This window comes from Streptomyces sp. NPDC019396 (genome assembly GCF_040632375.1).
Classification (GTDB): Bacteria; Actinomycetota; Actinomycetes; order Streptomycetales; family Streptomycetaceae; genus Streptomyces.
Genome location: NZ_JBEYBS010000004.1, coordinates 106,890 through 132,566, shown reverse-complemented (window position 1 = coordinate 132,566; position 25,677 = coordinate 106,890). Strand labels below are relative to the sequence as shown.

28 protein-coding genes and 1 pseudogene are annotated in these 25,677 nt (G+C 70.2%); 15 read left to right on the top strand and 14 right to left on the bottom strand.

Features of this window, described 5'->3' with window-relative positions:
- Positions 1-205 precede the first annotated feature (205 nt).
- Positions 206-1,225: a WD40 repeat domain-containing protein gene (locus ABZ532_RS06075; protein ID WP_361279902.1), complete on the bottom strand. Its 1,020-nt coding sequence runs from the start codon at positions 1,223-1,225 to the stop codon at positions 206-208.
- Positions 1,226-1,295: 70 nt separating this feature from the next.
- Between ABZ532_RS06075 and ABZ532_RS06070 the strand changes: the two genes are divergently transcribed.
- On the top strand, positions 1,296-1,997 hold the full coding sequence (locus tag ABZ532_RS06070; RefSeq protein ID WP_361279901.1) for a GDSL-type esterase/lipase family protein: 702 nt from the start codon (positions 1,296-1,298) through the stop codon (positions 1,995-1,997).
- On the opposite strand, the gene ABZ532_RS06065 is transcribed toward ABZ532_RS06070, so the two are convergent.
- A complete protein-coding gene (locus ABZ532_RS06065) occupies positions 1,964-2,236 on the bottom strand; it encodes a DUF2087 domain-containing protein (RefSeq protein WP_361279900.1) in 273 nt (90 codons plus the stop codon). The genes ABZ532_RS06070 and ABZ532_RS06065 overlap by 34 nt on opposite strands.
- 114 nt (positions 2,237-2,350) lie before the next feature.
- On the opposite strand from ABZ532_RS06065, the gene ABZ532_RS06060 reads away from it, so the two are divergent.
- Complete coding sequence (locus ABZ532_RS06060; RefSeq protein ID WP_361279899.1) at positions 2,351-2,557, top strand: antitoxin; 207 nt, start codon at positions 2,351-2,353, stop codon at positions 2,555-2,557.
- A 36-nt stretch (positions 2,558-2,593) separates the two neighbouring features.
- Complete coding sequence (locus ABZ532_RS06055) at positions 2,594-3,034, top strand: CBS domain-containing protein (protein ID WP_361279898.1); 441 nt, start codon at positions 2,594-2,596, stop codon at positions 3,032-3,034.
- 81 nt (positions 3,035-3,115) lie between these two features.
- Here the strand turns inward: ABZ532_RS06055 and ABZ532_RS06050 are convergent, their stop codons facing one another.
- Positions 3,116-4,174, bottom strand: coding sequence for an FAD-dependent monooxygenase (locus tag ABZ532_RS06050; protein ID WP_361280106.1), 1,059 nt, complete (start codon positions 4,172-4,174; stop codon positions 3,116-3,118).
- 249 nt (positions 4,175-4,423) lie between these two features.
- Between ABZ532_RS06050 and ABZ532_RS06045 the strand changes: the two genes are divergently transcribed.
- Positions 4,424-5,416 carry a GntR family transcriptional regulator gene (locus ABZ532_RS06045; RefSeq protein ID WP_361279896.1) on the top strand — a complete coding sequence of 331 codons (993 nt, stop codon included), beginning with the start codon at positions 4,424-4,426 and terminating at the stop codon, positions 5,414-5,416.
- Positions 5,416-5,856: an NUDIX domain-containing protein gene (locus tag ABZ532_RS06040; protein ID WP_361279895.1), complete on the top strand. Its 441-nt coding sequence runs from the start codon at positions 5,416-5,418 to the stop codon at positions 5,854-5,856. The genes ABZ532_RS06045 and ABZ532_RS06040 overlap by 1 nt, the downstream gene beginning before the upstream one ends.
- A gap of 39 nt (positions 5,857-5,895) precedes the next feature.
- Here the strand turns inward: ABZ532_RS06040 and ABZ532_RS06035 are convergent, their stop codons facing one another.
- The 3 genes from ABZ532_RS06035 to ABZ532_RS06025 all read right to left on the bottom strand — a co-directional run bounded on the left by ABZ532_RS06035 (position 5,896) and on the right by ABZ532_RS06025 (position 8,798).
- Positions 5,896-6,603, bottom strand: coding sequence for a class F sortase (locus tag ABZ532_RS06035; RefSeq protein ID WP_361279894.1), 708 nt, complete (start codon positions 6,601-6,603; stop codon positions 5,896-5,898).
- Positions 6,604-6,725: 122 nt separating this feature from the next.
- Positions 6,726-7,850, bottom strand: a complete 1,125-nt coding sequence (locus tag ABZ532_RS06030) for a hypothetical protein (RefSeq protein ID WP_361279893.1) — start codon at positions 7,848-7,850, stop codon at positions 6,726-6,728.
- 417 nt (positions 7,851-8,267) lie between these two features.
- A complete protein-coding gene (locus tag ABZ532_RS06025) occupies positions 8,268-8,798 on the bottom strand; it encodes a carboxymuconolactone decarboxylase family protein (protein ID WP_361279892.1) in 531 nt (176 codons plus the stop codon).
- A gap of 15 nt (positions 8,799-8,813) precedes the next feature.
- On the opposite strand from ABZ532_RS06025, the gene ABZ532_RS06020 reads away from it, so the two are divergent.
- Positions 8,814-9,353 carry a MarR family winged helix-turn-helix transcriptional regulator gene (locus ABZ532_RS06020; protein WP_361279890.1) on the top strand — a complete coding sequence of 180 codons (540 nt, stop codon included), beginning with the start codon at positions 8,814-8,816 and terminating at the stop codon, positions 9,351-9,353.
- A 99-nt stretch (positions 9,354-9,452) separates the two neighbouring features.
- The gene (locus ABZ532_RS06015; RefSeq protein WP_361279888.1) at positions 9,453-10,442 is read left to right on the top strand and encodes an aldo/keto reductase; all 990 of its coding nucleotides are present in this window, start codon (positions 9,453-9,455) and stop codon (positions 10,440-10,442) included.
- Positions 10,443-10,668: 226 nt separating this feature from the next.
- Here the strand turns inward: ABZ532_RS06015 and thpR are convergent, their stop codons facing one another.
- Both thpR and ABZ532_RS06005 read right to left on the bottom strand, forming a co-directional pair.
- The gene (gene thpR / locus ABZ532_RS06010; protein WP_361279887.1) at positions 10,669-11,238 is read right to left on the bottom strand and encodes an RNA 2',3'-cyclic phosphodiesterase; all 570 of its coding nucleotides are present in this window, start codon (positions 11,236-11,238) and stop codon (positions 10,669-10,671) included.
- A 39-nt stretch (positions 11,239-11,277) separates the two neighbouring features.
- Complete coding sequence (locus ABZ532_RS06005; protein ID WP_361279886.1) at positions 11,278-11,889, bottom strand: DUF2867 domain-containing protein; 612 nt, start codon at positions 11,887-11,889, stop codon at positions 11,278-11,280.
- A gap of 110 nt (positions 11,890-11,999) precedes the next feature.
- Between ABZ532_RS06005 and ABZ532_RS06000 the strand changes: the two genes are divergently transcribed.
- On the top strand, positions 12,000-12,557 hold the full coding sequence (locus tag ABZ532_RS06000; RefSeq protein WP_361279885.1) for a TetR/AcrR family transcriptional regulator: 558 nt from the start codon (positions 12,000-12,002) through the stop codon (positions 12,555-12,557).
- Positions 12,558-12,584: 27 nt separating this feature from the next.
- Here ABZ532_RS06000 and murQ read toward each other — a convergent pair whose 3' ends face one another.
- Positions 12,585-13,541, bottom strand: coding sequence for an N-acetylmuramic acid 6-phosphate etherase (gene murQ / locus ABZ532_RS05995; RefSeq protein ID WP_361279884.1), 957 nt, complete (start codon positions 13,539-13,541; stop codon positions 12,585-12,587).
- Positions 13,542-13,576: 35 nt separating this feature from the next.
- Complete coding sequence (locus ABZ532_RS05990; RefSeq protein ID WP_361279883.1) at positions 13,577-14,488, bottom strand: MurR/RpiR family transcriptional regulator; 912 nt, start codon at positions 14,486-14,488, stop codon at positions 13,577-13,579.
- Between the two features lie 66 nt (positions 14,489-14,554).
- Between ABZ532_RS05990 and ABZ532_RS05985 the strand changes: the two genes are divergently transcribed.
- Both ABZ532_RS05985 and ABZ532_RS05980 read left to right on the top strand, forming a co-directional pair.
- A complete protein-coding gene (locus ABZ532_RS05985; protein WP_361279882.1) occupies positions 14,555-14,911 on the top strand; it encodes a hypothetical protein in 357 nt (118 codons plus the stop codon).
- A 25-nt stretch (positions 14,912-14,936) separates the two neighbouring features.
- Complete coding sequence (locus tag ABZ532_RS05980; protein WP_361279881.1) at positions 14,937-15,218, top strand: DUF4031 domain-containing protein; 282 nt, start codon at positions 14,937-14,939, stop codon at positions 15,216-15,218.
- Between the two features lies 1 nt (position 15,219).
- Here the strand turns inward: ABZ532_RS05980 and ABZ532_RS05975 are convergent, their stop codons facing one another.
- Positions 15,220-15,882, bottom strand: coding sequence for an HD domain-containing protein (locus ABZ532_RS05975; protein WP_361279880.1), 663 nt, complete (start codon positions 15,880-15,882; stop codon positions 15,220-15,222).
- 153 nt (positions 15,883-16,035) lie between these two features.
- Between ABZ532_RS05975 and ABZ532_RS05970 the strand changes: the two genes are divergently transcribed.
- On the top strand, positions 16,036-16,458 hold the full coding sequence (locus ABZ532_RS05970) for a DUF6479 family protein (RefSeq protein WP_361279879.1): 423 nt from the start codon (positions 16,036-16,038) through the stop codon (positions 16,456-16,458).
- Between the two features lie 12 nt (positions 16,459-16,470).
- Positions 16,471-17,176: pseudogene (locus tag ABZ532_RS05965) on the top strand (copper homeostasis protein CutC).
- A 38-nt stretch (positions 17,177-17,214) separates the two neighbouring features.
- On the opposite strand, the gene ABZ532_RS05960 reads toward ABZ532_RS05965, so the two are convergent.
- A complete protein-coding gene (locus tag ABZ532_RS05960; RefSeq protein ID WP_361280105.1) occupies positions 17,215-19,161 on the bottom strand; it encodes a UvrD-helicase domain-containing protein in 1,947 nt (648 codons plus the stop codon).
- 385 nt (positions 19,162-19,546) lie between these two features.
- Between ABZ532_RS05960 and ABZ532_RS05955 the strand changes: the two genes are divergently transcribed.
- Positions 19,547-19,738, top strand: a complete 192-nt coding sequence (locus ABZ532_RS05955) for a hypothetical protein (protein WP_361279878.1) — start codon at positions 19,547-19,549, stop codon at positions 19,736-19,738.
- A gap of 164 nt (positions 19,739-19,902) precedes the next feature.
- Here ABZ532_RS05955 and ABZ532_RS05950 read toward each other — a convergent pair whose 3' ends face one another.
- Together ABZ532_RS05950 and ABZ532_RS05945 are read right to left on the bottom strand one after the other, a co-directional pair.
- Complete coding sequence (locus ABZ532_RS05950) at positions 19,903-21,414, bottom strand: membrane-associated oxidoreductase (RefSeq protein ID WP_361279876.1); 1,512 nt, start codon at positions 21,412-21,414, stop codon at positions 19,903-19,905.
- Positions 21,415-21,469: 55 nt separating this feature from the next.
- Positions 21,470-23,116 (bottom strand): DNA repair helicase XPB, encoded by a 1,647-nt coding sequence (locus ABZ532_RS05945; RefSeq protein ID WP_361279875.1) that lies wholly within the window; start codon positions 23,114-23,116, stop codon positions 21,470-21,472.
- 435 nt (positions 23,117-23,551) lie between these two features.
- On the opposite strand from ABZ532_RS05945, the gene ABZ532_RS05940 reads away from it, so the two are divergent.
- A complete protein-coding gene (locus tag ABZ532_RS05940; protein WP_361279874.1) occupies positions 23,552-23,857 on the top strand; it encodes a WXG100 family type VII secretion target in 306 nt (101 codons plus the stop codon).
- Entirely contained in the window at positions 23,857-25,632 is a 1,776-nt protein-coding gene (locus ABZ532_RS05935) for an RNase A-like domain-containing protein (RefSeq protein WP_361279872.1), read from the top strand. The genes ABZ532_RS05940 and ABZ532_RS05935 overlap by 1 nt, the downstream gene beginning before the upstream one ends.
- Positions 25,633-25,677: the final 45 nt, after the last annotated feature.

Below are 25,677 nucleotides of genomic sequence, written 5' to 3'. Positions count from 1 at the left end.
TCGCCGTACCCGCTGGCACACGTCGCGGAGCGTCACCTGTTCCGGCATCCCGGATACGGGCGACGGGCAGCTGCCGAGGAGCGGCGAATCGGCCTGGCGCAGGCGCAGTTCAGGCACCGCCCCCGACGGCGGCGGGACGCCCGGCGACGGGCCGAAGTCCTCGTCCCACGCCGGGCGTCCCCCAGCTCCGACCGTACGGGCCGCCCTACCGGGTGCCTCGTCGCCTGGCGCGAACCGCCAGCGCCACCACCGCCACGGCGACCAGCAGACCGGCAGGCACGGCCAGTTGCTTCCCGTTCCCGTCACCGTCGGCACCCGAAGCGCCGCCGCTCGCGGACCCCTGCGGCGAGTCCGTCGCTCCGCCCCTGCCGTCGCCGTCCTTGCCGGGCAGCTCCCGGCGGACCACCTCGCTCTGTTCGCCCTCCGTGCCGAACATCAGCGCCTTGCCGTCGGACGTGTACGTCACCGACTCGGACTGGCCCTGCAGCGGAGCGCTGACCGCGTGGTCGGCGCCGAGGTGTCCGCCGCTCCACTCGTAACCACGGGCACTGAAGTAGGAGCGCAGCACAAGCTCCTTGCCGTCCGGCGAGAACGCGCCGTCCGTCACCCACGGCACCTCACCGATCCTGCGGAAGACGTTGGTGCCGTTCTTCACCAGTCGCTCGGGGCCCTCGTACAGCCCTCCCCCGCCGTCCTTCTTGCTGGCGATGTAGGCCCGGCCGGTCTTCGGATGGACCATCAGCGCCTCGGCGTCGCGCGGCCCGTCGGCGTACTTCACCGTGTACTGCGTGGCGCGGACCGTGGTGTCCTTCAGCTCGCGCGGCTCGGGGAAGCGATAGATCCAGACATGATCCCAGCTTCCGTTCAGGTTGTCGCCGATGTCGCCGACGTAGACATCGCCGTCCGGGCCGACCGAGACGGCCTCCATGTCGCGGGGTCTGCCGACGCCCTGGAGGGTGACGGTGGCCACGGTCTCTCCGGTCTTCGCGTCGACGGCGAAGACCCTGGGCTCGTCCTGGTCGTTGTGCGTCCAGTAGATGCCCGGGTGGGCACGGCTCGCGGCGAGGCCGCTGGATTCGGTGATCCGGGGGTCCTTGATCGTGAAGCCCCCGCCGTCACCGTCGTCGGCCACCGCCGGGGCGGCGGGCACGGCGGCGGCGCCGCCCACCAGCAGGAGGGCAGCGGCGGCGGCAGCGGAGATCGGAGTCCTACGCAACGAACGCATGCCCCCAAGTGTCCATCGTCACGTCACCGGCCAGGACCGCACCCCGCGGGGGTCGGCGATGATAGGGCCCATGCGTTTCATGTTCGTCGGTGACTCCATGACCATCGGACGCGCCGGCGACTACACCTGGCGCTATCGGATGTGGCAGCACCTCAACCGGTCCTTCGGCGGACCGTACAAGATCGTCGGACCGCGCTCCGAGCTGTACGACGTCACCGCCGACGCCGCCGTCTCGACGGACTACGCCGATCCCGACTTCCCCGCCCACGCCCGTCGGCATCTGGCCGGCTGGGGCGAGGGCTGGCTGCACATGGCTCCGCTGATCGCGGACGCGGTGCGCAAGGCCCGCGCGGACGTGCTGCTCGTCTCGCTGGGCCTGATAGACCTCGGCTTCTACACCAACAGCGTCCAGACAGCCCAGAATGTCCGCGCCTTCGTCGATGCCGCCCGCACCGCGAATCCGCACATCAGGGCCGTGCTGCTGCCCGTCATCCCCAATGTGCGGGCGCTGACGGACGCCCCCTTCGCCGTCGAGTGCGCACGCTTCAACGAACTGCTCGCCAAGACGGTGGCCGACGTGGACTCCGACACCGCCCCGCTGCTGCTGGCGTCCACGCCCGAGGCGTACGACATCGACACCGACACCTACGACGGCACCCACCCCGGCCCGTCGGGCGAGCACAAGCTTGCGGGGGCCTTCGCCGACGCGATGCACCAGGCGTGGGGCCTGGGCGATCGCTACGAGGCCCGCGACAGGGCGACGCGGCGGTAGCTGCTGCCGTCCCCGGTACGGGCCAGCAGTCCCGCGACGACCAGATAGCGGCGGAGCGCGGCGGCATCGTCGTGGACCGTGCGCAGTGCGTCGTTGACCTCGGGCTCGCTGTAGTCACGGCCCGGCTCGAACAGGGTGCGGGCGAGATGCGTGAGCAGTTGCTCGCGGCGGGCGGGTTTGCGGGGGATGGTGGTCAGTCGCCCGTGCGAGTAGAGCGCGGCCACGTCGTTGCCGGACATGGCGGGAAGCATTCAGCACCGCACGCCGGGCGGCAACGGATTTGCACCGAAGGTGCGGGCGGCGGGACGGGAGGTGACCCTGGAAGGCGGGGGCTCATCTCAAGGAGGTCGTCCATGTCCATGATGGACAAGATCAAGCAGATGCTGAAGGGTCACGAGCACCACGCCTCGCAGGGCGTCGACAAAGCCGGCGACATGGCCGACGAGCGGACCCAGAGCAAGTACAGCAGGCAGGTCGACACCGCCCAGGACAAGCTCAAGGAGCAGCTCGGCGGCGACCAGCCCGGCCAGACGGGCCAGGACAGGCCCCCGCAGCGGTGACGGACAGGACAGAACGCAAGGGAACGGAAGGGAACCATGACCCGGACATCCCAGCTCACCGCCAAGGACATCATGACCAGCGGCGTCCAGTGCATCGGCGCGCACCAGTCCCTGCTGGACGCGGCGCGCATGATGCGCGACCTGGACGTCGGGTGCCTGCCCATCTGCGGTGACAACAACAGACTCACAGGCCTGATCACCGACCGCGACATCGTGGTCCGGTGCTGCGCCGAGGCAATAGACCCCGCCACCGTCCAGGCCGGTTCCCTCTCCGGAGAGCTCCACTGGATCGACGCGGGTGCGGCCGCCGACGAGGCCCTCGCGATGATGGAGCAGCACCAGATCAAGCGCCTCCCGGTAATCGACGTCGCGCACGGCCACCAGCTCATCGGTATGATCACGGAGGCCAACCTGGCCAAGAACCTCACAGACGCGCAGATCGCGGAGTTCGCGACCCGGGTGTACGCGAACGTCTGACGCATCCGAACCGGCACCGTCAGGGCGGCGCCCCCACACGTCCGGGCGCCGCCCCGCCTGTGCCCTGACGTGTCCGCCGTCTCACACGTCGAGCGTGATCGCGTTCTTGGCCCGGGCCATCGACTCCTCGCTCGCCGGACCCTCCGGATTCTCCGTCGCCAGCGCCTGGTTGAGTGCGACGAACGGACGCATCCGCTCCTCGTAGCGGTCGAACGCCGTGCCGTGGTCGCCGGGTGTGCGTCCGAGTTCCCCGGCGAGGACGTAGGCGCCCACCAGCGCCAGACTCGTGCCCTGGCCCGACAGTGGGGACGGGCAGTGGGCGGCGTCGCCGATCAGTGCGGTGCGGCCCCGTGACCAGCGGTCCATGTGGATCTGGGCCATCGCGTCACAGAAGAAGTCAGGGGCCTGCGCCGCGGCCTTCGCCAGTCGGGGGCCTTCCCAGGGCAGCGGGACGAGGCCGGCGACGACCCGCTGCCGCAGGGTCTCCGTGTCCTGGTCGGCGAGGGGCTCGGAGCGGAAGCCCGCGGCGATCCTGAGCTCGGAGTTGTCCCGCACGGGCATGAGGCCGAATCCGGTGTCACCGTCCCGCAGCCAGACCTGCCAGTTGTCCAGGTCCAGGAAGTTGTCGGCGCTGAAGACGGAGAGATACGTGCCCAGGTGCCGGATGAAGTCCTGCTCGGGGCCGAAGACCAGTCGGCGCACCCCCGAGTGGAGACCGTCGGCCCCCACGACCAGGTCGAAGGTCCGGGAGGGGCCGTTGGTGAAGTCCACGTGTATCCCGGCATCGCGCCCGTGCTCGTGCTCGTGCAGGGCGGAGATGCTGTCACCGTAGATGAACTCGGCGCGGTCGGAGGCCTGTTCGGCGAGCAGGCGCACCAAGTCCTCGCGCAGCACCTCGATATCGGGGCTGTCGAACCGGCCGCTGCTGTAGGCGCCTTCGGTCGACCGGTGGATCTCGTTGCCGTCGCCGTCGAGCACCGACATGCCTCGCATGCGTGTACGCAGCTCGCGGGCCCGGTCCAGCAGGCCCATGCGGTCCATGACATCGAGGGCGACGCCCCGGATGTCGATGGCCTGGCCTCCGGGGCGGGGGCGTGGGGCGCGTTCGAGGACGGTGGGAGTGAGGCCGTGGCGGTGCAGCCATTAGGCGAGCGCGGATCCGGCGATTCCGCCGCCGGAGATGAGGACAGTCGTCATCGGTGAACTCCTTCATACGGTGTACGCAGACTGAATGTACGACGTACATGCAGCCCTGCCGACTGTACTTTTCTCGCAACTGCCCTAGATCAGCCGGGAGTTGGGCGGGCTTTGCGCTGCTAGGCTCTGAGCTAGTACAGCGAGAGATCCGCGAGAAAATCTCGGAAGAACCACCGACCGACAGGCGGGCCCATGCCTCCACCCACCGAGCCGCCGTTCCGGCGCATCGCCGCCGAGATCGGTCGCCGCATCTCCAGTGGCGAGCTGGCACCGGGCGACCGCGTGCCGTCGACGCGGCAGATCGCGCGGGAGTACGGGGTCGCGCTCGCCACCGCGACCAAGGCACTCACGGCTCTGCGGCTGGAAGGACTCGTGGAGGCCCGCCCCAGAGTCGGCACGGTCGTCACCGGGGAGGCCGGCACCCGAGCGGGCATGTCAGCCACGCCGGCCGCGGAGGCCCCGGCCCGTGAACTGACCCGCGAGCGGATCATCCGCGCCGCCATCGAGATCGCGGACACCGAGGGCCTGGCCGCACTGTCGATGCGCGGGGTGGCGGCGCGCCTGGGGGTCGCCGCGATGTTCCCGTACCGCTACGTCACCAGCAAGGACGACCTCGTTCTGCTGATGGCCGACACCGCCTTCGGCGAGGAGACGTACCCCGACGAACCCCCGGACGGCTGGCGGGCCCGGCTGGAGTTGGGCGCACGCACCTTCTGGGCACTGTTCCGCAGGCACCCCTGGCTGGCCCAACTGAGCCCGCTCACCCGGCCGCTGCTGCTTCCCAATCTGATCGTCCACGCCGAGTGGCTGCTCAGCGCCCTGGACGGGCACGGCCTCGATCCCGTCGCGATGTTCGACCTGCACGTGGTGTTCTACAGCCATATCGAGGGCCTCGCGGTCAACCTGGAACGCGAGGCACAGGCCGCGTCCGCCACGGGCGTGTCCGACGACCAGTGGATGGACGGCCAGGGCTCCTCGCTGCAGGCCATCGCCTCGTCCGGCAGATATCCGGTGTTCAACAAGGTCCTCGCCGCCTTCGAAGCCCAGGGAGGGTACGACCTCCACCTCGACGCCCTCTTCGAGCTGGGGCTGCGGTCACTCCTCGACGGCTTCGCCGGGCGACTGGGCGACGAGGGCGGGGCCGAATCCGAGGCCGGCGGGCGGGCAACCCGTAGGGTGGTGTGATGCGAAAGTCCCGCCGCGCAGCGAGAGTTGCCGTACTCGACCCCGAGGGTGCCGTCTTCCTCTTCCGGTACGACAACGAGGAGGTCGGCGTCCACTGGGCCATGCCTGGCGGTGGTCTGGAGCCGGGCGAGACTCCCCGCGAGGGTGCCTTGCGGGAGCTCCGCGAGGAGACCGGCTGGACGGATCTGGAACCGGGCGGCCTTCTGTGCACCTGGGAGCACGACTTCACCCGCGCGGGCATCCTCGTACACCAGCACGAGCACATCTACGTGGCCCACGGCCCCCGGCGTGATCTGACGGACGACCTCACCGCCTCCCATGCCGCGGACAAGATCCTCGGCTGGCGCTGGTGGACCCCCGACGAGCTGGCTGCCTCACCCGACGCCCTGTGGCCGCCGAACCTCGCCGCCCTGCTGGCCGGGCCCCGGGAGCGGGCGTAGCGGCGCCCCTCCCCCGACCGCCCCGCCGCGGACCGCCCGTCAGGCCTTGCGCGAGGATTCGAGGTGGGCGAACACCACGACGTTCTCCTTGTAGTCCTTGACCTTGTGGTCGTACTGGCCCCCGCAGGTGATCAGCCGCAGTTGGGCGGTCGAGGCGTCGTTGTACACGCGGGCGTTGGGGAACTTCGCCTTGCTGAACGACTCCACCGAGTCGACCTTGAACGTGGCGACCTTGCCGTCCGCGCGCGTGATCTCGACCTTGCTGCCCTTCTTGAGTGCGCTGAGGTTCACGAACACGGCCGGGCCCGTCTTCGTATCGAAGTGGCCCGCGACGATGGCCGTGCCGCGTTCACCGGGTGTGGCGCCGCCGTTGTACCAGCCCACGAGGTTCTTGTCGTTGGACGGTGGAGCGTTGAGCTGGCCTGATGCGGCGAGCGTCAGCGGAGTGAAGGGGGCGTTCACGGAAATGGTGGGGATCCGGATCCGCAGCGGGATGGAACGGACCAGCGCGGGTCCGGGCCCCGTGGGTGCGGCGGCCGAGAGCGGGTTGGGGCCGATGAGGCTGGGGGTGACCACCACCACGGGGCGGACCGGCTGGAGTTGGAGCGTGGAGGCGTTGAAGGAGCCGTAGACCAGGAGCGCGCCCGCACTCACGGTGGCGGCGGGCCACAGCACGGCCTGCCGAAGAGTCGTGAGCGAGCCGATGAAGGAGTGGGCGGGCTCATCGGACGGCTGCCGGAAAGTCATGTGTCTGCCTTTCAGTGCGATGGACCGGCCTGGTGCGGCGGGGAAACGTCGGCGCCGCGGCCGCCGTCCGGTCCGGACGGCGGCCGCGACAACGCGGCGAAACGGCTGGAGAGGGGGCCGTCTCAGGCGCGGGCACCACCAGAGGCGTTACGACGACGCAGCTTGTACACAGCCGCGCCGATGCCACCGAGCATCAGGATCGACCCGGCAGCCAGACCGCTGCCGTTCGAGGCAAGGCCACCGCCACCGGTGTGGACGCCACCGTCAGGCTTGTCGCCCTTGTCGTAGTCGCCCTTGTCGCCCTTGTCGTAGTCGCCCTTGTCTTCCTTGTCGCCCTTGTCACCCTTGTCGTAGTCGCCCTTGTCGCCCTTGTCGTGACCACCCTTGTCGTGGTCACCCTTGTCGCCCTTGTCCCAGTCCTTGTCGCCCTTGTCACCCTTGTCCCAGTCGTCGCTGCTCACGACGCCGGAGAGGGCTCCGCCACCAGCCTTGACGCCACCGTCAGGCTTGTCGCCCTTGTCGTAGTCGTCCTTGCTGTAGTCGTCCTCGTAGTCACCCTTGTCGTGACCACCCTTGTCACCCTTGTCGTGGCCGCCCTTGTCACCCTTGTCGTGGCCGCCCTTGCCGTGGTCCTCCTTGTGGCCACCCTTGTCGTGGTCACCCTTGCCGTGCTCGTCCTTGTCCCAGTCACCGTTGGCTACGACACCGGCAAGTGCGCCGCCGCCGGTCTTGACGCCACCCTCGGGCTTGTCGCCCTTGTCGTAGTCGTCCTTGCTGTAGTCGTCCTTGCTGTAGTCGTCCTTCTCGTAGCCGCCCTTGTCGTGGCCGCCCTTGCCGTGGTCACCCTTGTGACCCTTGTCGTGGCCGCCCTTGTCCCAGTCCTTCTTGCCGTGGTCTTCCTTGTGGCCACCCTTGTCCCAGTCCTTCTTGCCGTAGTCGTCCTTCTCGTAGTCGTCCTTGCCGTAGTCGTCCTTCTCGTAGTCGTCCTTGGAGTAGTCGTCCTTGCCTTCGTCGCCCTTGCTGTAGTCGTCCTTGCTGTAGTCGTCCTTGCTGTAGTCGTCCTTCTCGTGGCCACCCTTGCCGTAGTCGTCCTTCTCGTAGTCGTCCCCGTAGTCGCCGTCGCGGCTGGAAGCAGAGCCGGCGGCGCCACGGTCGTCAGCGACGGCGATGGCATAGGCGGCGGGAGCGGTAACCGACAGGACCGCGGTGACCGCGGCCGAAATCCACAGGGTGCGGGCAGAGCGCATGGATCCATTCCTTTCGCCGCGACTGCGACGGCCGACACATCATCGGCTCATCGGTTCGCAGCAGCGACTGCCTTCACCGTCAGCCGGATTCCGGGGACGCACCATTCGAGAACGCCGCATTCGAGCTACACCGTGGGCTTTTCGGGTGGCGATCGGCCCGATAATCACCCATTGGACGGCCCCCCGAATCGCACCCCCGCACCCGGGCCCGACGAGGGGCCGGCGCTTTCGGACACCGACCCCGGGCTCCCGGAGCACCCGTCAGAGCCCCGCAAAAGCCCGGCAAAAACCGGGAAAGCCCGGCCAGCTCAGCCACCACCTCGGCCTAGCACGCCGGCCGGCGTGACCTGACGCTGCGACGGACTCCGGCGTGTCGCGGATCGTCGGCGTGTCGCGCATCATCGGCGTGTCGCGGAGTCAGATCCCGAGCCCCGCGCCCGTCAGACGGTTCGCGTACGTGGACATCGTGTACACGCCGACGCCCAGCACGACCTCCAGGGCATGGCGCTTCGTGAAGCCGTGCGCGAAGAACCGCCGCAGCTCGTCGTCGTCCACCGCACCGGCCCCGGCGAGTACGGCGAGAGTGAACCGCCGGACCCCCTCGAGTCGCTCCACGGGCAGCGGATGCTGGTCGGTCAGTGCCGCGACGAGCTGCTCTCCGTCCGCGCCGCCCAGCGCGCGGAGCTTGTTCGTGTGCATCACCACGCACACATGGCAGTCGTTGCGCACGGCGACGGTCAGGATGACGACCTCACGCGCCACCGGCTCCAGCGTGCTGCGCTCGAACACCCCGCTGACGTGGAGGAATCCGGTGAGCAGCTCGGGTGACTCAGCAAGCCGGGCCACGGCTGACACGGTTTCGGGCAGTTGACCGGGGTGGCGCACCACCGCCTCCATGGCCTTGCGGGACGCCTGCGGAGCGGTCTCCAGGGTGTGCTCGACGAACATGTCTCCCCCTCTAGAATGGACAATGTGGTTGACGAAAATAAAGTAAACCAGGTTGTCGAATCCGGCAAGGGAAGCCAGGGACAGGGCGGTAGGGGCTACGAGCTGCCGCTGCTCCTCTTCGCGGGCTTCCGCACCCTCATCGACCGGCTGCACGCCGAGCTGGCCCGCCAGGGCCACCCGGACCTCAGGCCCGTGCACGGCTTCGCGCTGCAGGCGATCGCGGCACCTGGAGCGGGCCACCCCACGGCGAGCGAGGTCGGGCGGCGCCTCGGGGTGTCCAAGCAGGCGGCCGGCAAGACCATCGACCGGCTGGTCGCGCTGGGGTACGCCGAACGCACCGACGACCCCTCCGACGCCCGCCGCAAGACGATCCGGCTCACCGCGCACGGCGTGGACGCTCTGACCCGGTCAGCCGCCGTCTTCGACGAGTTGCACGCGGACTGGGCCCGGACCCTGGGCGCGGGGCGGCTGGGGCAGCTCGAGGACGGGCTGCGGGCGGTCGTGGCGGCGGACTCGTTCCGGCTCGACGCGGCAAGCTGGTTCGGGGGGATGTGAGCCCGGCCGGTTCGAGGGGATGTGAACCCTGCTGCTTCAGGGGCGGCGATCAGGTGAGCGCTCTTGCCCGGAGCGGACCCCAGGGAGTTGGCTGGGCCCATGAAGTACACGCAGCTCGGACGCACGGGACTCAAGGTCAGCCGACTCGTCCTCGGCACGATGAACTTCGGACCGCAGACCGACGAGGCGGACAGCCATACGATCATGGACGCCGCGCTCGACGCGGGCATCAACTTCTTCGACACGGCCAACGCTTACGGCTGGGGCGCGAACAAGGGCCGTACCGAGAAGATCATCGGCAACTGGTTCGCCAAGGGCGGCGACCGCCGGGACAAGGTCGTGCTCGGCACCAAGGTCTACGCCAACATGGGCGCGGACGGCGCCGCCTGGCCCAACCACGACAAGCTCTCGGCGCTCAACATCCGCCGCGCCGTGGACGCCAGCCTCAAGCGGCTCCAGACGGACTACATCGACCTGTACCAGTTCCACCACGTCGACCGGGACACCCCCGTCGAGGAGATCTGGCAGGCCGTCGACGTCCTGATCAAACAAGGCAAGATCCTTTACGCGGGCTCGTCCAACTTCCCCGGCTGGAAGATCGCCCAGGCCAACGAGAACGCGACCCGGCTCGGCATGGTGGGTCTGGTCAGCGAGCAGTGCCTGTACAACCTGGCCGAGCGGCGCGCCGAGATGGAGATCGTCCCGGCCGCCCGTGAGTACGGCCTCGGGGTCATCCCCTGGTCACCGCTGCACGGCGGACTACTCGGCGGCGTGATCAAGAAGGAGGCCCAGGGCGGACGCCGCACCGAGGGGCGCTCCGCGGCGTCGCTCGCCGACACGTCCGTACGGGAGAAGGTGCAGGCGTACGAGGACCTGCTGGACAAGCACGGACTCGCACCGGGCGAGGTGGCTCTGGCCTGGCTGCTGACCCGCCCCGGGGTGACCGGGCCGATCGTCGGGCCGCGCACGGTGGACCAAGTGGCCTCGGCGCTGCGGGCGGTCGAGCTGGAGCTGGGCGAGGACCTGCTGGGCGAGCTGGACGGGATCTTCCCCGGGCCGGGACCGTCACCGGAGGCCTTCGCCTGGTAGCCGGGATCCCGGGTACGGCCGACCGGGATGCCGGTGCCGGGACTGGCAGTCGCGGTCGGTCGTCAGCCTCGGTCAGCGGCCGAGCGCGGCTGCCACCGCCACGATCGCGAACATCAGCACGAGCACACCGGCCATGATCCGGTTCCTGGTCTTCGGGTCCACTCTTCGAGCGTAACCGGCGCGCCGGAGTGGTCGGCCCACGGGCCCCTCTCCGGAACGCCTCCGCTCAGTCCCCGGTGCCCAGCGGCCAGCTCCCGACGACGTCGTAACGGGGCTGGGCCCCGGGGACACCGCCGCCCGGCAGGTTGCTGCGGATCAGCAGCAGCTCCGACACGGTCCACGGGGAGCCCTCGAAGAGACTGAGCTCGTCCACGTACGGCACGAGATCCACATCCGCACGGGCCCTGGCGATGGTCAGATGGGCCTGGTAGCGGCGGTGCTCCTCCATCGACACACCCGCCCGCCTGGCCGCCGCGTCCGCACGCTCGGCCAGCATGCGCATGGCGTCGATCCCGCCCGCAGCACCGACCCAGAGGGCCCGCCGGCCGAAGTGGCCGCCTCCGTGCAGACGCATCCGGAACGCCTCGCTGCGGTGCGCGGCGCGGCCGAGCCGCTCCCGCAGATCGGGCAGGATCGAGTCGTCGACCTCTCCCATGAAGGCCAGGGTGAAGTGCCATCCCGGGCGCGACGTCCAGCGCAGGCCCCCGGAGCCGGGCAGGTCGTGCAGCCGGTCGACGGCACGGCCGAGCTCGCTGAGGGCGTCCGCGGGCGGCACCAGGCCGGCGAAGAGTCTCATACGGCGAGTCTGGCAGCCCGGCCGCGCTCGCGAGCGCCTTTATCCGCGCTGCCCAGCGGCCCTTTCGGCGGCAGTCTCCTGCCACTCGCGGCCCATGGCCCGAAGCAGCGCCGGATACACACCCACGTACCGGAACGGCTTGATGCAGGCCATGTACACGGCGCCGAACAGCCCGTTCGGCTTCACCATGACGGCCAACTGACCCCGGTGACCTCCGCCCTCAGCCGGCACCCAGCCGATGTGCATCACCGCGTGCACGGTGCGGTTGGCCGCCTCGGCCGCCCACTCGTCGTGCAGCTGGTAGACGGAGGTGAAGGGGACGGACACGGCGTCGGGCCCCCGGGGCGCCTCGCGCAGATCCGCCGGCAGCCGGTCGCGCAGGGTCCGCACCCGGGAGTCGATGCCGTCGCGGTCCTTGTCCCAGCCGAGCAGCCTGCCGAGGTACCAGCGGATGGCGAAGAGCGCGCGGTACACGGGGGACGGGACACCCGCCTTGTCGTTCGTGCCGCTGGTGATCTGCTGCACCAGGTAGTGGAGGTCGTCGGGACCGCCTGGCGTCGGCAGCGCCCAGACGTCCTCCAGCTGGAAGTCCCCGGCGATCTCGTGGATACGCCACGGGCGGGAGGTGTGCGCGGTGCTGGGGAGTCTCATGAGCGTGCCCCTGTCTATACGATGCCGTATAGACAGCAACCTAGACCGTTTGCGCGGTTCCGTCCATACGGAACCGTATAGACCGGGTCCGACGTGAGGGGAAACACACCATGGCCCTGGCCCGCACGCCTCGCGGCAAGTGGATCGAGGAGGGGCTGCGGGCGCTCTCCGCAGGCGGCCCGGAGGCCGTCCGGATCGAGCCGCTGGCACAGTCACTCGGCGTCAGCAAGGGCGGTTTCTACGGGTACTTCCGCAACCGCGCCGCACTGCTCGCCGAGATACTCGACACCTGGGAGCGCGAGGTCACCGAGAACGTGATCGAGCAGGTCGAGAGCGGCGGCGGTGACGCCAGGACCAGACTGGACCGGCTGTTCACCATCGTCGGGGCCGGGGAGAACATCATGACCGCCGCCACCGCCGAGCTCGCGATCCGCGACTGGGCCCGGCGCGACGAGGCCGTGGCGGAGCGCCTGCGGCGCGTCGACAACCGCCGCATGGAGTACATGCGTTCGCTGTACCGATGCATCTGCTCCGACGAGGACGAGGTGGAGGTGCGCTGCCTGATCACCTTCTCGCTGCGGATCGGCAACGACCTCATCACCGCCGACCACGGCACGCGTGACCGTGCCGAGGTGATGGCGCTGACCAGGAAGTGGCTGCTGCGGTAGGCCCGCACCAGCCACTTCGCACCGGTCTCAGTCCCGCAGCGCCTCCCGAAGATGGCCGCCCGCCTTGTCGAGGCGGGCCGAGGCCGTCGCGGCGTCCACATCCGCGAGCAGCATCAGGATCGCCGTCTTCACCTCACCGTCCGCCGCGGTCAGCGCCGCCTCCGTCGCCTCGTCCGGCGCGCCCGTCGCCAGTGCGACGATCCGGCGCGAGCGGGCGCGCAGCTTGTCGTTGGAGGCGCGGACGTCGACCATCAGGTTCCCGTAGGTCTTGCCCAGTCGGATCATGGTGATGGTCGAGATCATGTTGAGCACGAGCTTCTGGGCCGTACCCGCCTTCAGCCGGGTGGATCCGGTGAGGAGTTCGGGGCCCACCACGACCTCGATGCCGTGCTCGGCGGCAGCGGTCAGCACGCTGCCGGGGTTGCAGGACAGACCGATCGTCAGCGCCCCTGCGGCACGGGCATGTTCGACCGCCCCGACGGCGTACGGGGTGCGGCCGGAAGCCGAGACCCCGACCACCGTGTCGTCGGCGCCGAGGCCGATGCCGTCCAGGTCCCGCGCCGCGAGCTCCGCGGAGTCCTCCGCGCCCTCGACGGCGTTCACCAGCGCCGCCGGGCCGCCCGCGATCAGACCGATGACCTTGTCGGAGCCGGTGTTGAAGGTGGGCGGGCACTCACTGGCGTCCAGCACACCGAGCCGGCCCGCCGTGCCCGCGCCCGCGTAGACCAGTCGTCCGCCCCGGGCCATACGCTCCGCCGCCGCGTCGATCGCGGCGGCGATGGCGGGGAGTTGTACGGCGACCGCGCCGGGGACGGTCCGGTCCTCGCCGTTCATGATCCGCGCGATCTCGGACGTGGGCAGCCGGTCGATGTCGGCGAGCTCGGGACGGAACGCCTCCGTGGTGAGGATGGCGAGCTGGGCCCGGAGCTGCTCGATGTCGTGCGCCAGCTCTTCTGCGTCTTCTGCGTCGTACGGGGAGGTCATGGCTGCGTCGGCTCCTTCGACGGACGGAAGTCGGGTCAGCGGGCGGTGCTGCGCGGCGCATGGCGGTGCGCCAGTGCCTCGTACGAGGCCGACAGCGCGGGCGCCGCCGTGTCGTAGGTGCGCTGGGCGACCCCGACGAACAGACAGTCGACCACGAGCAGCTGGCTCGTGCGCGACGACATCGCAGCCGGGCGCAGTTCACTCTCCCGGGCCGTGGACGTGGTCAGCACATGGTCCGCGTACTGCGCGACCGGCCCGTCGGGGCGGCCGGTGATCGCGACGGTCGTGGCGCCGTGGTCGAAGGCCACCCGAAGCGGCTCGATGATGTCGCCGGTCAAGCCGGAGTGGCTGATCGCCACGGCCACATCGCCGGCGCGCAGCAACACGGCGTTGGTGACGGCGAGGTGCGGATCGCTGTGGGCATGCGCGATCAGGCCGATCCGCAGCAGCTTCTGCGCCAGGTCCTGCGCGACCAGACCGGATGCGCCGACACCGTACACATCGATACGCCGGGCACCGGCGAGCGCGCTGACGGCCGCGGCGAGCTGGACGGTGTCGAGCCCGGCGGCGGTGTCCGCGAGAGTCTGCTGCTCGTCGTACGCGAGCTTGGCGACGACGTCGGCGATCGGGTCGTCCACGGCGATGTCGGCCGTGACGGCCGGGGCGCGACCCGACTGCTGCTGGGCGGCCATACCGGCGAGTGCGAGCCGCAGATCGCGGTAGCCGGGGTAGCCGAGCAGCCGGGCGGTACGCACGACCGTGGCCTCGCTGGTGCCCGTGAGCTGGGCGAGTGCGGTGACCGTGAGGGCGGCGCACCCGGCCGGGTCTCCGGCGACGGCTTCGGCGACGCGCTGCGTGGAGCGGGTCAGGGAGGGGGCCAGCGTGCGCACCTTTGCCGCGAGCGCGGCGGGCGCGATGGTGAAAGTTTCCTTCACATCACCTGTCACGATGGAAAGGTATTTTCGGATCAAGGGGCCCGTCAACCCGTCCGGCCCCCGGGAGACAATGGCGCCATGGACGACGTGGAACCGCTGGAACAGGCCCTGCACACGGCCCGCGCCCTCGTGCTCGCCGACCTCGCGGCCCGCGATGTCGCCCATGCCGAAGTCGTCTCGCTGGTCGAGGAAGCGGTCAGGCAGCGCCGCTGGTGGGTGGAGCAGTGGCCGCAGGGGGCGGAGTACGTCGCCGGGCTGATAGCGCAGGACGTCCAGGACGCGCTGCTGGAGCGGTACGGACGCTGGCCCCTGTGCCCCGTCTGCGCGTCGGGCGAGCCCCACGCACTCGAGGTCGAACCGGAGCTCGGCCCCGACCCCCACTGGGTGTGCGGCGAGGCGGGCATCGTGGTCGCCCCGGTCGGGGAGCTGCCGTGACGGGCCCGTCCGTGAGGGTCCGCTCATGACGGTCTACATCGACCCGCCGAACTGGCCGGGCCACGGACGCATGTGGTCGCACCTGGTCAGCGACGTGTCCTTCGACGAGCTGCACGCCTTCGCCGCGTCGATCGGCTGCCCGCCGCGCGCCTTCGAGCGCGACCACTACGACGTACCCGAGCAGCACTACGCGGAAGCGGTGCGGGCGGGCGCGGTGGAGATCGGCTCGAAGGAGCTCGTCCGCCGCCTCACACGGGCGGGGCTGCGGCGGCGCAAGAACGGCGACGGCGGCAGAGCCGGCGGGTAGGTCACCCGGCTCCCAGAAGCTCAAGCTCCGTCGACAGATTGTGCCGGGCGGCGGCCTCCCACTCCCGCTCCCCGTACGGCGTACGGAAGAGGCGGGGCAGGGCGAGCAGGTGCCGCAGCACGTCCGCGCGCCCCACGCGGAAGGCGTCGTCCGGGACGAAGCCGTACTCCTCGCGGACGGCGGCGGCATAGGCGGCGTACGCCTCCGGCGCCGAGGCCAGGATCGCGAGGTCGGCATCGCACAGGACCATGCCGTTGCGGTCACTCTCCTGGGCGGCGTGGCCGACCGTGAGGCGGACGAGCCTGGCGACCTCGTCGGTGCCCTGCCGCGTCAGTCCGGCCTCGGGCAGCGCCTTCTCGGCGAGCCGTGCGCTGCGCTCCTCGTTCAGGGAGCGCTCGGGGTCGTAGACGGCGTCGTGGAACCAGGCGGCGAGGCGTACCAGGTCGGGGTTCTCCGCGTACTCGGCGAGCGTGTCGACGTGGTCGAGCACAGCGGCCAGATGGTCCACGGTGTGGTAGCGCCGCTGCGGCTCCGACCAGCGGCGGAGCAGATTGTCTGCGTACGGGAGCGGATCGGGGGAACCCGCGCCGGAGAGGAGGGGTTCCTCGCGGACGGCGAGCAGCGCGAGCTGCCAGCGGTCGCGGAGGTCCTTGAGGTCGGCCATGGGTCCCATTCTCAGGGCCGCTCCCCCGCTTCCCGGGGGTCTCGTCCTGCTTTCCACACCGCCCTCCTCGCTCGTTCCAGTCATATCGGACGATAATGGGCGCGTCAGGCTTGTGTTGCCGTTGTGCCGACGTGAAGGCCGGAGGCAGACCTCATGAACTCCTTGACGATCACCGATCAGGCAGCCGCGTCGCAGCTCGCCGGGATCGGTCCCTTCATCATCGGACTCGTCCTGATCGCCCTGCTCGCGGGCGCGATGTGGTACGAGGGGCGGCGGCGGGCCCAGGAGAAGGCACCACTTCCCGAGGAGCAGCCGAAGGCGCCGGACCACCCGACGCATATCGAGGAGGCCCGTGAGCCGGACGCGGACGCCTTCCCCACGGACGGCGCCCGGCTGCTGCCGTACAACATGAAGACGCACAGCAGCCATGCGGCACCCGCCGCTGAACCGCCGACGAAGCCAGGCGAGCCTGCGCAGTCCACCCAGCCCGCGCAGCCGTCGCAGTCCACCGGGTCCGAGACCGGGACCGGGACCGGGACCGGTAGGTCCACCTCCGCAGGAGGAGGCTCCTCATAGGTGGGGGTACCCATGGGCAACCGCAACCGTGCCCTCCTGGAGGTGATCGCCCTCGACGCGCTGGACGCGGTGGCGGCGGAGGCCTCAGGGGCGGACCGTGTCGAGCTGGTCAGCGACATCGCGGCCGACGGAATCACCCCCGCGCCGGGCACCTTCGCGTCGGTGCGCGCGGCGGTGGACATCCCGGTGCGGGTGATGCTGCGGCTAACCGGCGCTTCAGGCCGGTGACGCGCGCGACATCGAGAGACTGGTCCGTGCCACGCAGGTGCTGCGGGCCGGGGGTGCCGACGAGTTCGTGCTGGGATTCCTGGACGGGTACGGCAACCCCGACCTCGTGACCGTCGAACGGCTCGTCTCCGAGATCGAGGACTGCCGGTGGACGTTCCACCGGGCGATCGACCGTGCCGCCGACCGCGACACCCTGCGCAAACACGTCGCGGACCTGCCCGGGCTCGACACCTTCCTCACCGCCGGGTCCCCGGCCGGCGTGGACCAAGGGCTGCCGGTCGTCCTCGCCGAGGCGGCCAGGCAGGGCGAGCCGGGATACGAGGCGCGGCTCATGGTGGGCGGTGGCCTGCGCCTCGACCATCTGCCCGCGCTGCGCGCCGGGGGCCTCGACGCCTTCCACATCGGCAGCGCCGCCCGCCCCGGGGGGTGGGCCACACCGGTGGATCCGGAGGCGGTGCGGGAGTGGCGGCGAGCCCTCGACACGGCCTGAACAGCCAGTCCCTGTCCGGGTGACGCGATCCTCGCTGATCAGCCCGCGAGCTGTACGGGCAGCGGTGCGCCGTGCAGCACCGTCAGCCCGGACACCGCACGGGTCAGCGCCACATAGAGCCGGCGCAGCCCGGTGCGTTCGTCGGGCTCGCCGTCCACGATCGCCGCCGGCTCGTCCAGCACCACGTAGTCGTACTCCAGGCCCTTCGCGAGCGACGCCGGGACCAGCGTCAGCCGTGCGTCGGCGGTCGTCTCCTCACCCGGCGACAGATACGGCATCCCCGAGCCCACCAGCGCCGCCTCCAGCTCCGGCAGCCGCGCGTCGGCGGCGATCAGCCCGATCGAGCCTTCGTGGCGCAGGGCAGCCACACACGCGGCCAGCACATCCCCGGTGCCCGAGGACTCCAGGATCTCCAGGGACCCGGGCGACTCACGCACCGAACGGACCTCCGCGAGCCCCGGGGACATGTGCGGCAGCAGCCGCGAGGCGTACGCGATCACCTCACGCGGCACACGGAAGCCCGCCGTCAGCTCCTCCACCGCCGCGTCCGGCTTGCCGAGGTGGGCCAGCGCCTCGGTCCAGCTCCCGGTGGCCCAGGGCGTGGTCCCCTGCGCCAGGTCGCCGAGCACGGTCGCGGAGCCGGTCGTACAGCGCCGCCCCACCGCCCGGTACTGCATCGGGGACAGGTCCTGCGCCTCGTCCAGGACGACATGCCCGAGCGAGTGGGTGCGCGCCACCAGATCCATCGCCTCGTCGATCAGCACGGCGTCCGCCAGGGACCACGTGGCGGCCCTTGCCGAGCGCGGCGGCCTGGTCCACAGGATCGTCTTCTGCTCGTCGGCGCTCAGCACGCCGTCCGCGTGCGCGGCGAGGAAGTCGGGGTCCGAGAGCAGCCGCAGCACCAGCTTCACCGGGTCGACCGCGGGCCAGATCTGCTTCACCGCCGCCTTCACGGCCGGGTTGCGCGCCACCGCGTCCTGCACCCGGTCGTCGGGGGCCTCACCGGCCTGCTCCATCCGTACGAGCACGGCGTGCGCGATGCGCTGCGGAAGGGCGTCGCGGGCGGCGCCGTAGCGGATGTCCCGCTCAAGCAGCTCCCTGACGATCTCCTCCACTTCACAGGCCGGTACACGCCAGCGGCGCGAGCCGCGCACCACCATCAGGGCCTCAGCCGGCATCGCCACATGAGCCCGGACCGCCCGGCGCAGCACCTCGGCCATCCGGGCGTCACCCTTGACGATCGCGGCGTCCGCGCTGTCCTCGCCGCATACCTCCACGTGTCCGACGAGATCGTCGACCGTGGCCTGCTTGACCTCCAACTCGCCGAGCGCGGGCAGGACCTGCTCGATGTAGTGGAGGAAGGAGCGGTTGGGCCCGATGACGAGGGTGCCGGTGCGGGCAAGCCGTTCCCTGTGCGCGTACAGCAGATACGCCACCCGGTGCAGACCGACCGCCGTCTTCCCGGTGCCGGGGCCGCCCTGGACGCACACGGTGCCGGACAGGCCCGAGCGCACGATCTCGTCCTGCTCGGGCTGGATCGTCGCCACGATGTCCCGCATCGGCCCGACGCGCGGGCGCTCGATCTCCCGCTGGAGCAGCCTGCTGGTGCGTTCCGCCTCGGCGGGGTCGGTGAGGTGCTCGTCCTCGTACGCCGTGAGGTCCCCGCCCGTGTAGCCGAAGCGGCGGCGCAGGGCCACGTCCTGCGGGTCCTTCTTCGACGCCCGGTAGAACGGCTGGGACACCGGTGCACGCCAGTCGATCACCATCGGGTCGCCCCCGGCGTCATGGACGTGCCGCCTGCCGATGTAGAAGCGCTGCCCTTCCTGCGTGGAGTGCAGATAGTCGAGCCGCCCGAAGAACAGCGGGGTGTGGGCGAGGTCCGCGAGAGCCTTGATCCGCTCCTCGATCTGCGCTTCGAGGACGGCGGCGTTGACCCAGTTCGCGGTGACATCGCGGATGTCGAGTGACTGGACGTCCTCCCGCATGGCGGTCAGCGCGGTACGTGAGGCGGCCAGATGGGCGCGCTCGCGGAAAAGAGGATCGGGCGTATCGGGATCGTGCGCAGGCACGGGACTGCCTCCGGAAGGTACGGCGAAGAAGCGGCGAGGGTACGTGTCATCTACAGCGAGCGGTACTGCTCATCTGCAGCGGTACTGCACGGCCGGTTTCCGTCCGGACGGCGGCGCTCCTCGGAGGGAGGCGGGCAAGACGGGCGATTCTAGCCACCCCCGCAGGCCCGGGCGAACGAATTACCCGGCTGGCGTGCCCACCTCAAGAAGGAGGCCGTCTGCCGAAAGTCGTACGGGCAGGGACGAAGAGACGGGACCTTGGGCCGATGTGCTTCGCGCGCGGGAGCACAACCATGGACTCATGAGCACAGCGACCTTCACCCCAGCCGCCCGCCCGGGCCGGGGCGCCACCGCGACGGGCGCCGCGAACCGTCACACCCACCTCGTCGGCGATGCGCTGCGCGCGGTCAAGGTCTTCGCGGAGGCGGCCGTCGGCGTCGTCGTCCTCGGGGAGTACGGGGAAGAGGCCGGGGTCGCCCGCCGCCGCCACTGAGCGCCCGGCCTCACCGCGACCGCCGCCCCACACGGGAGCGTGATCGTCCGCGCACGGACCCTCACCCTGCCGTCCAGCACGTGCCGCTGATCGGCCCGCCGCTGATCGCGGCGCCGGACCGGCCGGATCGCACCCGCCGCCGGATCTCCGCTGACGGCGGATCGCTACTGACGGCGGAGGGAACGGCTGACACCCGCCGCGGTCGTCGTGGCCAGGATCCAGCCGGTGACGATCAGCAGATACGACAGCCACTGGTACCAGCCCTGCGGTGCGAACGCCCCCTCCTGCCCGAACCCGATGATCGGCAGCAGCAGGTCCAGCGTGAAGAAGACCGGGTTGAAGCCGGGCGCCTCGTCCGCCTTCAGTGGAGGCGGTCGCTCCAGCGCGAACGCCGCACTCCCCACCAGCAGCAGGGCCACCAGCCACCCGGCCGCCCGCAATGGACGGAAGCCGTAGCCGACGGTCACGTCCTGCAGGTGCCCCCAGAACCTGGCCAGCCGCGGCAGCGTCCGCCGGTGCCGCCGGAGCTTCGCGAGCTGGACCGTACGGGCCCCGGACTCATCCCCGACCGTGCGGTACGCGGCAGCCAGCTGCTCGTACGCGAACGGCAGGTAGCCGGTCTCCTCACGCTCCAGCAGCGGCAGCCGCTCCTCGGGCGGGACATGCGGAGCGAGCACGCGGTAGCCCAGACCGTCCAGCCTCAGCCGGCCCGGCCACACCCCGGTCGGCACGTGCAGCACATCGATCTGGGCGCGGCGCATGTTCACCATGCCCTCGACCGGAGCGGCCTCACGCAGCCACAGTTCCCCGATCACCGCGCTGCTGGTGCGCAGCGCCTGACCACCCGGGTGCGACAGCCGGGCGTACGCGAGGTTGAGCTGGCGGGGGATCCGGGCACCGCTCAGGTTGACCCCGCCACGGGTACGCAGCCGCATGGCGCGCAGGTCTGAGCCCACCGACACGTTCTCGGCGTGCAGCGCGTAGTCCCCGCCGCCCCCGTCCCCGCCCCTATCCGGGTACGCGTACAGCTCGGCGTCGTCGAGGTTCACCTGACCGCCGACGGAAGCGTCGTTCAGCCGGACCTGGCCGTGTGCGACGAGGCCCACGGCCCACACGTCGGTACCGAAGACCGCGTGGTTGAGGTACAGCACCGGGTCTCCGTCCGGCTGCTCCTCCCCCGGCGGCGCGACCTGCGAGCCCAGCCGCGCCCCGTTGACGAACAGCGCCCGCACCTGGGCGCCGGGCAGCCGCACCGCACCCGCGATGCGGCAACACGTCAACCGCAGCACCAGATCCGCGCGGAGCGCCCCGCCGCTGAGGCCCGGCAGCACCGAGTCGCTGAGCACCAGGGCACGGACCGTCGCCCCGTACAGCTCCGGCGTCCGCTCGAAGTAGCAGGACCGCAGCCGGATGCCGTGCTCGACCGTCCCGTACTTGAGGTTGAGCTGCCCGGTCACCCGGACACCCCACACCTTCAGCCCGGCTATCTCCCCCTCGCGTGACGGCCCGTCCAGCAACAGGGACCGCAACACCTCGGCCCGCACTGTCCGTTCAGGACCCCAGGAGGCACCGGCGCCGGGGTCCTCGTCCGGGCTCTCGCGGAAGTCGACGGCCTCGTCGCGCGGGAACGCCTCCCAGACACGGCGCTCCGCCTCCGTCAGATCGTTGATCTCCATCGGACCGGATGGTGTCCCTCGCCCATCCGGGTGTCAACTACATCAACCGCGCCGACTACACGCTGCCGTCCATCAGTTCGTCGGCGTCGATGATCCGGTACGCATACCCCTGCTCCGCCAGGAACCGCTGCCGGTGGGCCGCGAAGTCCTGATCGATCGTGTCGCGCGCCACCACCGAGTAGAAGTGCGCCTTGTGCCCGTCCGCCTTGGGCCGCAGCACACGGCCGAGGCGCTGGGCCTCCTCCTGCCGGGAGCCGAAGGTGCCGGAGACCTGGATGGCGACGGTGGCCTCGGGCAGGTCGACGGAGAAGTTCGCGACCTTCGACACGACGAGCACGGAGATATCGCCGTTACGGAAGGCGTCGAAGAGCTTCTCGCGCTGCGCGTTCGGGGTCTCACCCTTGATGACGGGGGCGTCCAGATGCTCGCCCAGCTCGTCGAGCTGGTCGATGTACTGCCCGATCACCAGCGTCTGCTGCCCCCGGTGCTTGCGCACGAGCGCCTCCGTCACCCTGCGCTTGGTATCGGTCGTCGCACAGTAACGGTACTTCTCCTCGGTCTCCGCCGTCGCGTACGCCAGCCGCTCGGACTCGGTCAGATTGACCCGCACCTCGACACAGTCCGCGGGCGCGATATAGCCCTGCGCCTCGATCTCCTTCCAGGGCGCGTCGAAGCGCTTCGGCCCGATGAGCGAGAACACATCCGACTCCCGCCCGTCCTCGCGCACCAGCGTCGCCGTGAGCCCGAGCCGTCGACGGGCCTGGAGGTCGGCGGTGAACTTGAACACCGGCGCGGGAAGCAGATGCACCTCGTCGTAGACGATCAGCCCCCAGTCACGGGAGTCGAACAGCTCCAGGTGGGGATAGATCCCCTTCCGCTTGGTCGTCAGCACCTGGTACGTGGCGATCGTGACCGGCCGGATCTCCTTCTTCGCTCCGCTGTACTCGCCGATCTCCTCCTCGGTGAGCGAGGTCCGCTTGATCAGCTCGTGCTTCCACTGCCGGGCAGAGACGGTGTTGGTGACCAGGATCAGCGTGGTCGCCTTGGCCTGCGCCATGGCCCCCGCCCCGACCAGCGTCTTCCCCGCCCCGCAGGGCAGCACCACGACCCCGGACCCGCCGTGCCAGAACCCTTCGACCGCCTGCTTCTGGTACGGCCGCAGCGCCCAGCCTGCCTCGTCCAGGTCGATGCGGTGAGCCTCGCCGTCGACGTAACCGGCATGGTCCTCGGCGGGCCAGCCCAGCTTCAGCAGCGTCTGCTTGATCTGCCCGCGCTCGGAAGGATGCACGGCCACCGTGTCCGGGTCGATCCTGGCCCCCACCAGCGGCTGGATCTTCTTGGACCGCAGGATCTCCTCCAGCACCGGCCGGTCGGTGGTGGAGAGCACCAGACCATGGGTGGGGTGCTTGGCGAGGGTGAGCCGCCCGTACCGTGCCATCGTCTCGGCGACATCGACGAGCAGCGCGTGGGGCACCGGATAGCGCGAGAACTCCACGAGCGCGTCCACGACCTGCTCGGCGTCATGCCCCGCGGCCCGGGCGTTCCACAGCCCGAGGGGCGTGATGCGGTACGTGTGGATGTGCTCGGGCGCCCGCTCCAGCTCCGCGAAGGGAGCGATGGCGCGACGGCAGGCGTCGGCCTGGTCGTGGTCGACCTCGAGCAGCAGAGTCTTGTCGCTTTGGACGATGAGTGGTCCGTTCACCCGTGTGCCCTTTCCTCGCGGCGCCCGTGCGGTCGCGTGCAGCCAAACCTCCAGTTTGCCTCATCGGGCGGCGGGGCGGGGCGACGCTGGTCCACGAGGTGCGGGACCCCGCGATCTGCCAGGGGAAGGAACCCGGGCCCGAGAATCCGGACGCGTGCCCCCGGACGCATGGGTACCGGTGGATGTTCCGGCGTCGCCGACCTTCTTCCGTAGGGTCCCGGTCGCCAAGGGTGACAGGACGTGGAGGTCGACGGCGGGTCCGGTCCGCACCCGGTCTCCGGTGTCGTACGGCCCCGGGGTGCACCGCCTCTCGGTGAAGGCCCCTGGCCCGTTCACGAGTTGGGAGCGGACACCACACCGGCCGGAACAACCGCCTCCACTACAGTGAACACCGGTACGCTTGCGAACGGCTGAACCACGGGGGATCAGTAGCACATGCAGGACGAAGACCGGATCACTGTCAGTTTCGCCACGCTTCAGCACATGTCAGGGAGCCTGGAGGACATCCTCCGGCAGCTCAACGAGGGACTGGACGCGCTGTACAAACGTGCCTCGGCAGTCGTCCTGAGCTGGGACGGGGAGGCCCGTGAAGCCTTCATCGACGAGCTCGACAAGTGGAGCCACTCGGCCGATGACCTCAAGGCCGCCCAGGCGTGGCTGCACGAGGTCGTGACCAAGGGCCACATCAACTACGCCGCGGCGAACAGGTCCGTACTCGAGGGCTGGGGAGGCGGCTCCTGATGGCCGGCGGCTCGCCCAGCACTCCCGCACAGTCGCCCGACGGCAGCGGCACGATCGACGTCAAGCCGAGCGACCTGTGGAGGGTCTCCGGCCAGGTCGCCGGGTCACAGGACATGCTCATACGCGGTGCCAACAAGCTCCTGGACGAGCTGGGCAAGTATCCCGACGCCGGAGGCGCAGGCACCGAGGCCGAGAAGTTCGCTCAGTCGTACAAGAAGATCGGCAACCGCTGGCTCGACGTGTGGGGCCGGTCCGTACTCAGCGTCGGCGGTGTCGCCGTCGGGTTCACCGAGACGGCCAACGCCTACTCCAAGGCGGACGCGGCCTCCAACCCCAAGCCCGGCAAGGCGGCGGAACAGCGCCCGCTGCCTGCGGTCGTCGACAAGGAGCCGAACTTCGGCTCGGTGCCCGACATCAAGTGGGGTGACGACGACGGCGGTGACGACTTCCTGCGCGGCCTGATGGAGGGGATTCCCGAGATCGTCCGGGACCTCATCCACCCCCTGGTCAAGAACGTGTTCCGGATGGGGAAGGTGGCGGACGTCTATCCCTTCCCCCAGCAGCACTACCTCAACTCCCTGTGCCACAGCTGGATGGGCGTCTCGATCGTCGGGACGACCGCGGCCGACAACCTGACGATGGCCGTCGGCGGCATCACCAACCACCAACAGGCCGAGTGGGAAGACGCCATGCGGACCTTCTGCAGCGCTCTGTGGGGCGCGACGGCCTGGGGCAAGTCCCGGCACAACTACCAGTGGGGGCAGACGGCCAACTCCGGCCCTGGCACGCCCCGCGTCGCCACGGGCAGCGAGCCGGTGATGACCGTGCTGAAGGACACCGCCGACGAGATCGCCACCCTCCTGCGCGAGTACGCGGAAGCCGCCGTCGACCTGAACCGCGAGGTCTGGGAGGAGCTCCGGCGGGCCATGCTGAAGGCCGCCAAGGAGATCGTCGAGGACCTCGAGAAGCCCAAGGACGTCAAGAGCGTCATCAGCACGGTCACGAACGTGGTCAGCAAGGGGGTGGGGCTGGTCCTGTCGTTCGACGTCAAGACCGTCCTGAACATCAACACGGCCAAGCTGAACCGGATCGTCAACACGTACACCGGCATCGTGGAGGGCCTGACCACGCGCATGGACGCGCTGAAGGAGCCCCTGGACGAGGCGCACCGCAGCGCTCCCAAGTACGAGGCCGGCGTCGCCCGGGCCCATGGCTTCGGCGCCCGTGCCCTGGAGGAGTTCAAGGACTCGAAGGTCTGGCTGAAGGTCGACTCGGCCGGCGCGTACGACCTGAACCTCGCCGCCAACGAGTACATGGCCGACGGCCACACCCTGGACAAGCACGTCGGCAAGACGGACGAGCAGCTCGCGCAGCGCCTGCGCGACCAGCAGTCGAACGGCCCGACCCAGGCCTGGCCGCACGGCAAGCCGATGCCCAGCGGTTCTTCGGCCTTCCCGAACTACCAGCGGGCGGAGCAGCTGACCGAGCACAACCTCAACCAGAACAAGGCCGCCATCGAGGCGTGGATCAAGGGCCCGCCCCCGCCGGAGGAGGGAAAGGTCAAGGACTTCCATGCGACCGCGCCGAACGGCGAGACCAGTGGCCGCAGCGTGAGCAAGCAGCCGGTGGACCCCGGCGACCCCCTGTCCGGGTACAAGCAGGGCGGCATGAACGCCAAGGCGTACGACGTGACCGGAATCGACACTCGGATCCGGTACGACAGCAGCCGCACCCCGCCGTTCACCGTCATGACGTCGATGCCCTCCAAGGCCTAGGGCGTGTTGCGAAGGTCCCGCCTGGCACGCACACTCGCTGCGTTG

Excerpts from the sequence above, each read along its gene's own strand:
- ABZ532_RS05950 (WP_361279876.1), bottom strand. The coding sequence starts at position 21,414 with ATGGAGATCAACGATCTGACGGAGGCGGAGCGCCGTGTCTGGGAGGCG.
- ABZ532_RS05955 (WP_361279878.1), top strand. The coding sequence starts at position 19,547 with ATGAGCACAGCGACCTTCACCCCAGCCGCCCGCCCGGGCCGGGGCGCC.
- ABZ532_RS05975 (WP_361279880.1), bottom strand. The coding sequence starts at position 15,882 with ATGGCCGACCTCAAGGACCTCCGCGACCGCTGGCAGCTCGCGCTGCTC.
- ABZ532_RS05985 (WP_361279882.1), top strand. The coding sequence starts at position 14,555 with ATGGACGACGTGGAACCGCTGGAACAGGCCCTGCACACGGCCCGCGCC.
- ABZ532_RS05970 (WP_361279879.1), top strand. The coding sequence starts at position 16,036 with ATGAACTCCTTGACGATCACCGATCAGGCAGCCGCGTCGCAGCTCGCC.
- ABZ532_RS06005 (WP_361279886.1), bottom strand. The coding sequence starts at position 11,889 with ATGAGACTCCCCAGCACCGCGCACACCTCCCGCCCGTGGCGTATCCAC.
- ABZ532_RS06030 (WP_361279893.1), bottom strand. The coding sequence starts at position 7,850 with ATGCGCTCTGCCCGCACCCTGTGGATTTCGGCCGCGGTCACCGCGGTC.
- murQ (WP_361279884.1), bottom strand. The coding sequence starts at position 13,541 with ATGACCTCCCCGTACGACGCAGAAGACGCAGAAGAGCTGGCGCACGAC.
- ABZ532_RS06040 (WP_361279895.1), top strand. The coding sequence starts at position 5,416 with ATGCGAAAGTCCCGCCGCGCAGCGAGAGTTGCCGTACTCGACCCCGAG.
- ABZ532_RS06020 (WP_361279890.1), top strand. The coding sequence starts at position 8,814 with ATGGACAATGTGGTTGACGAAAATAAAGTAAACCAGGTTGTCGAATCC.
- ABZ532_RS06070 (WP_361279901.1), top strand. The coding sequence starts at position 1,296 with ATGCGTTTCATGTTCGTCGGTGACTCCATGACCATCGGACGCGCCGGC.
- ABZ532_RS05980 (WP_361279881.1), top strand. The coding sequence starts at position 14,937 with ATGACGGTCTACATCGACCCGCCGAACTGGCCGGGCCACGGACGCATG.
- ABZ532_RS05960 (WP_361280105.1), bottom strand. The coding sequence starts at position 19,161 with ATGCGGGAGGACGTCCAGTCACTCGACATCCGCGATGTCACCGCGAAC.
- ABZ532_RS06045 (WP_361279896.1), top strand. The coding sequence starts at position 4,424 with ATGCCTCCACCCACCGAGCCGCCGTTCCGGCGCATCGCCGCCGAGATC.
- thpR (WP_361279887.1), bottom strand. The coding sequence starts at position 11,238 with ATGAGACTCTTCGCCGGCCTGGTGCCGCCCGCGGACGCCCTCAGCGAG.
- ABZ532_RS06055 (WP_361279898.1), top strand. The coding sequence starts at position 2,594 with ATGACCCGGACATCCCAGCTCACCGCCAAGGACATCATGACCAGCGGC.
- ABZ532_RS06060 (WP_361279899.1), top strand. The coding sequence starts at position 2,351 with ATGTCCATGATGGACAAGATCAAGCAGATGCTGAAGGGTCACGAGCAC.
- ABZ532_RS05935 (WP_361279872.1), top strand. The coding sequence starts at position 23,857 with ATGGCCGGCGGCTCGCCCAGCACTCCCGCACAGTCGCCCGACGGCAGC.
- ABZ532_RS06025 (WP_361279892.1), bottom strand. The coding sequence starts at position 8,798 with ATGTTCGTCGAGCACACCCTGGAGACCGCTCCGCAGGCGTCCCGCAAG.
- ABZ532_RS06015 (WP_361279888.1), top strand. The coding sequence starts at position 9,453 with ATGAAGTACACGCAGCTCGGACGCACGGGACTCAAGGTCAGCCGACTC.
- ABZ532_RS05940 (WP_361279874.1), top strand. The coding sequence starts at position 23,552 with ATGCAGGACGAAGACCGGATCACTGTCAGTTTCGCCACGCTTCAGCAC.
- ABZ532_RS06075 (WP_361279902.1), bottom strand. The coding sequence starts at position 1,225 with ATGCGTTCGTTGCGTAGGACTCCGATCTCCGCTGCCGCCGCCGCTGCC.
- ABZ532_RS06065 (WP_361279900.1), bottom strand. The coding sequence starts at position 2,236 with ATGTCCGGCAACGACGTGGCCGCGCTCTACTCGCACGGGCGACTGACC.
- ABZ532_RS06000 (WP_361279885.1), top strand. The coding sequence starts at position 12,000 with ATGGCCCTGGCCCGCACGCCTCGCGGCAAGTGGATCGAGGAGGGGCTG.
- ABZ532_RS06035 (WP_361279894.1), bottom strand. The coding sequence starts at position 6,603 with ATGACTTTCCGGCAGCCGTCCGATGAGCCCGCCCACTCCTTCATCGGC.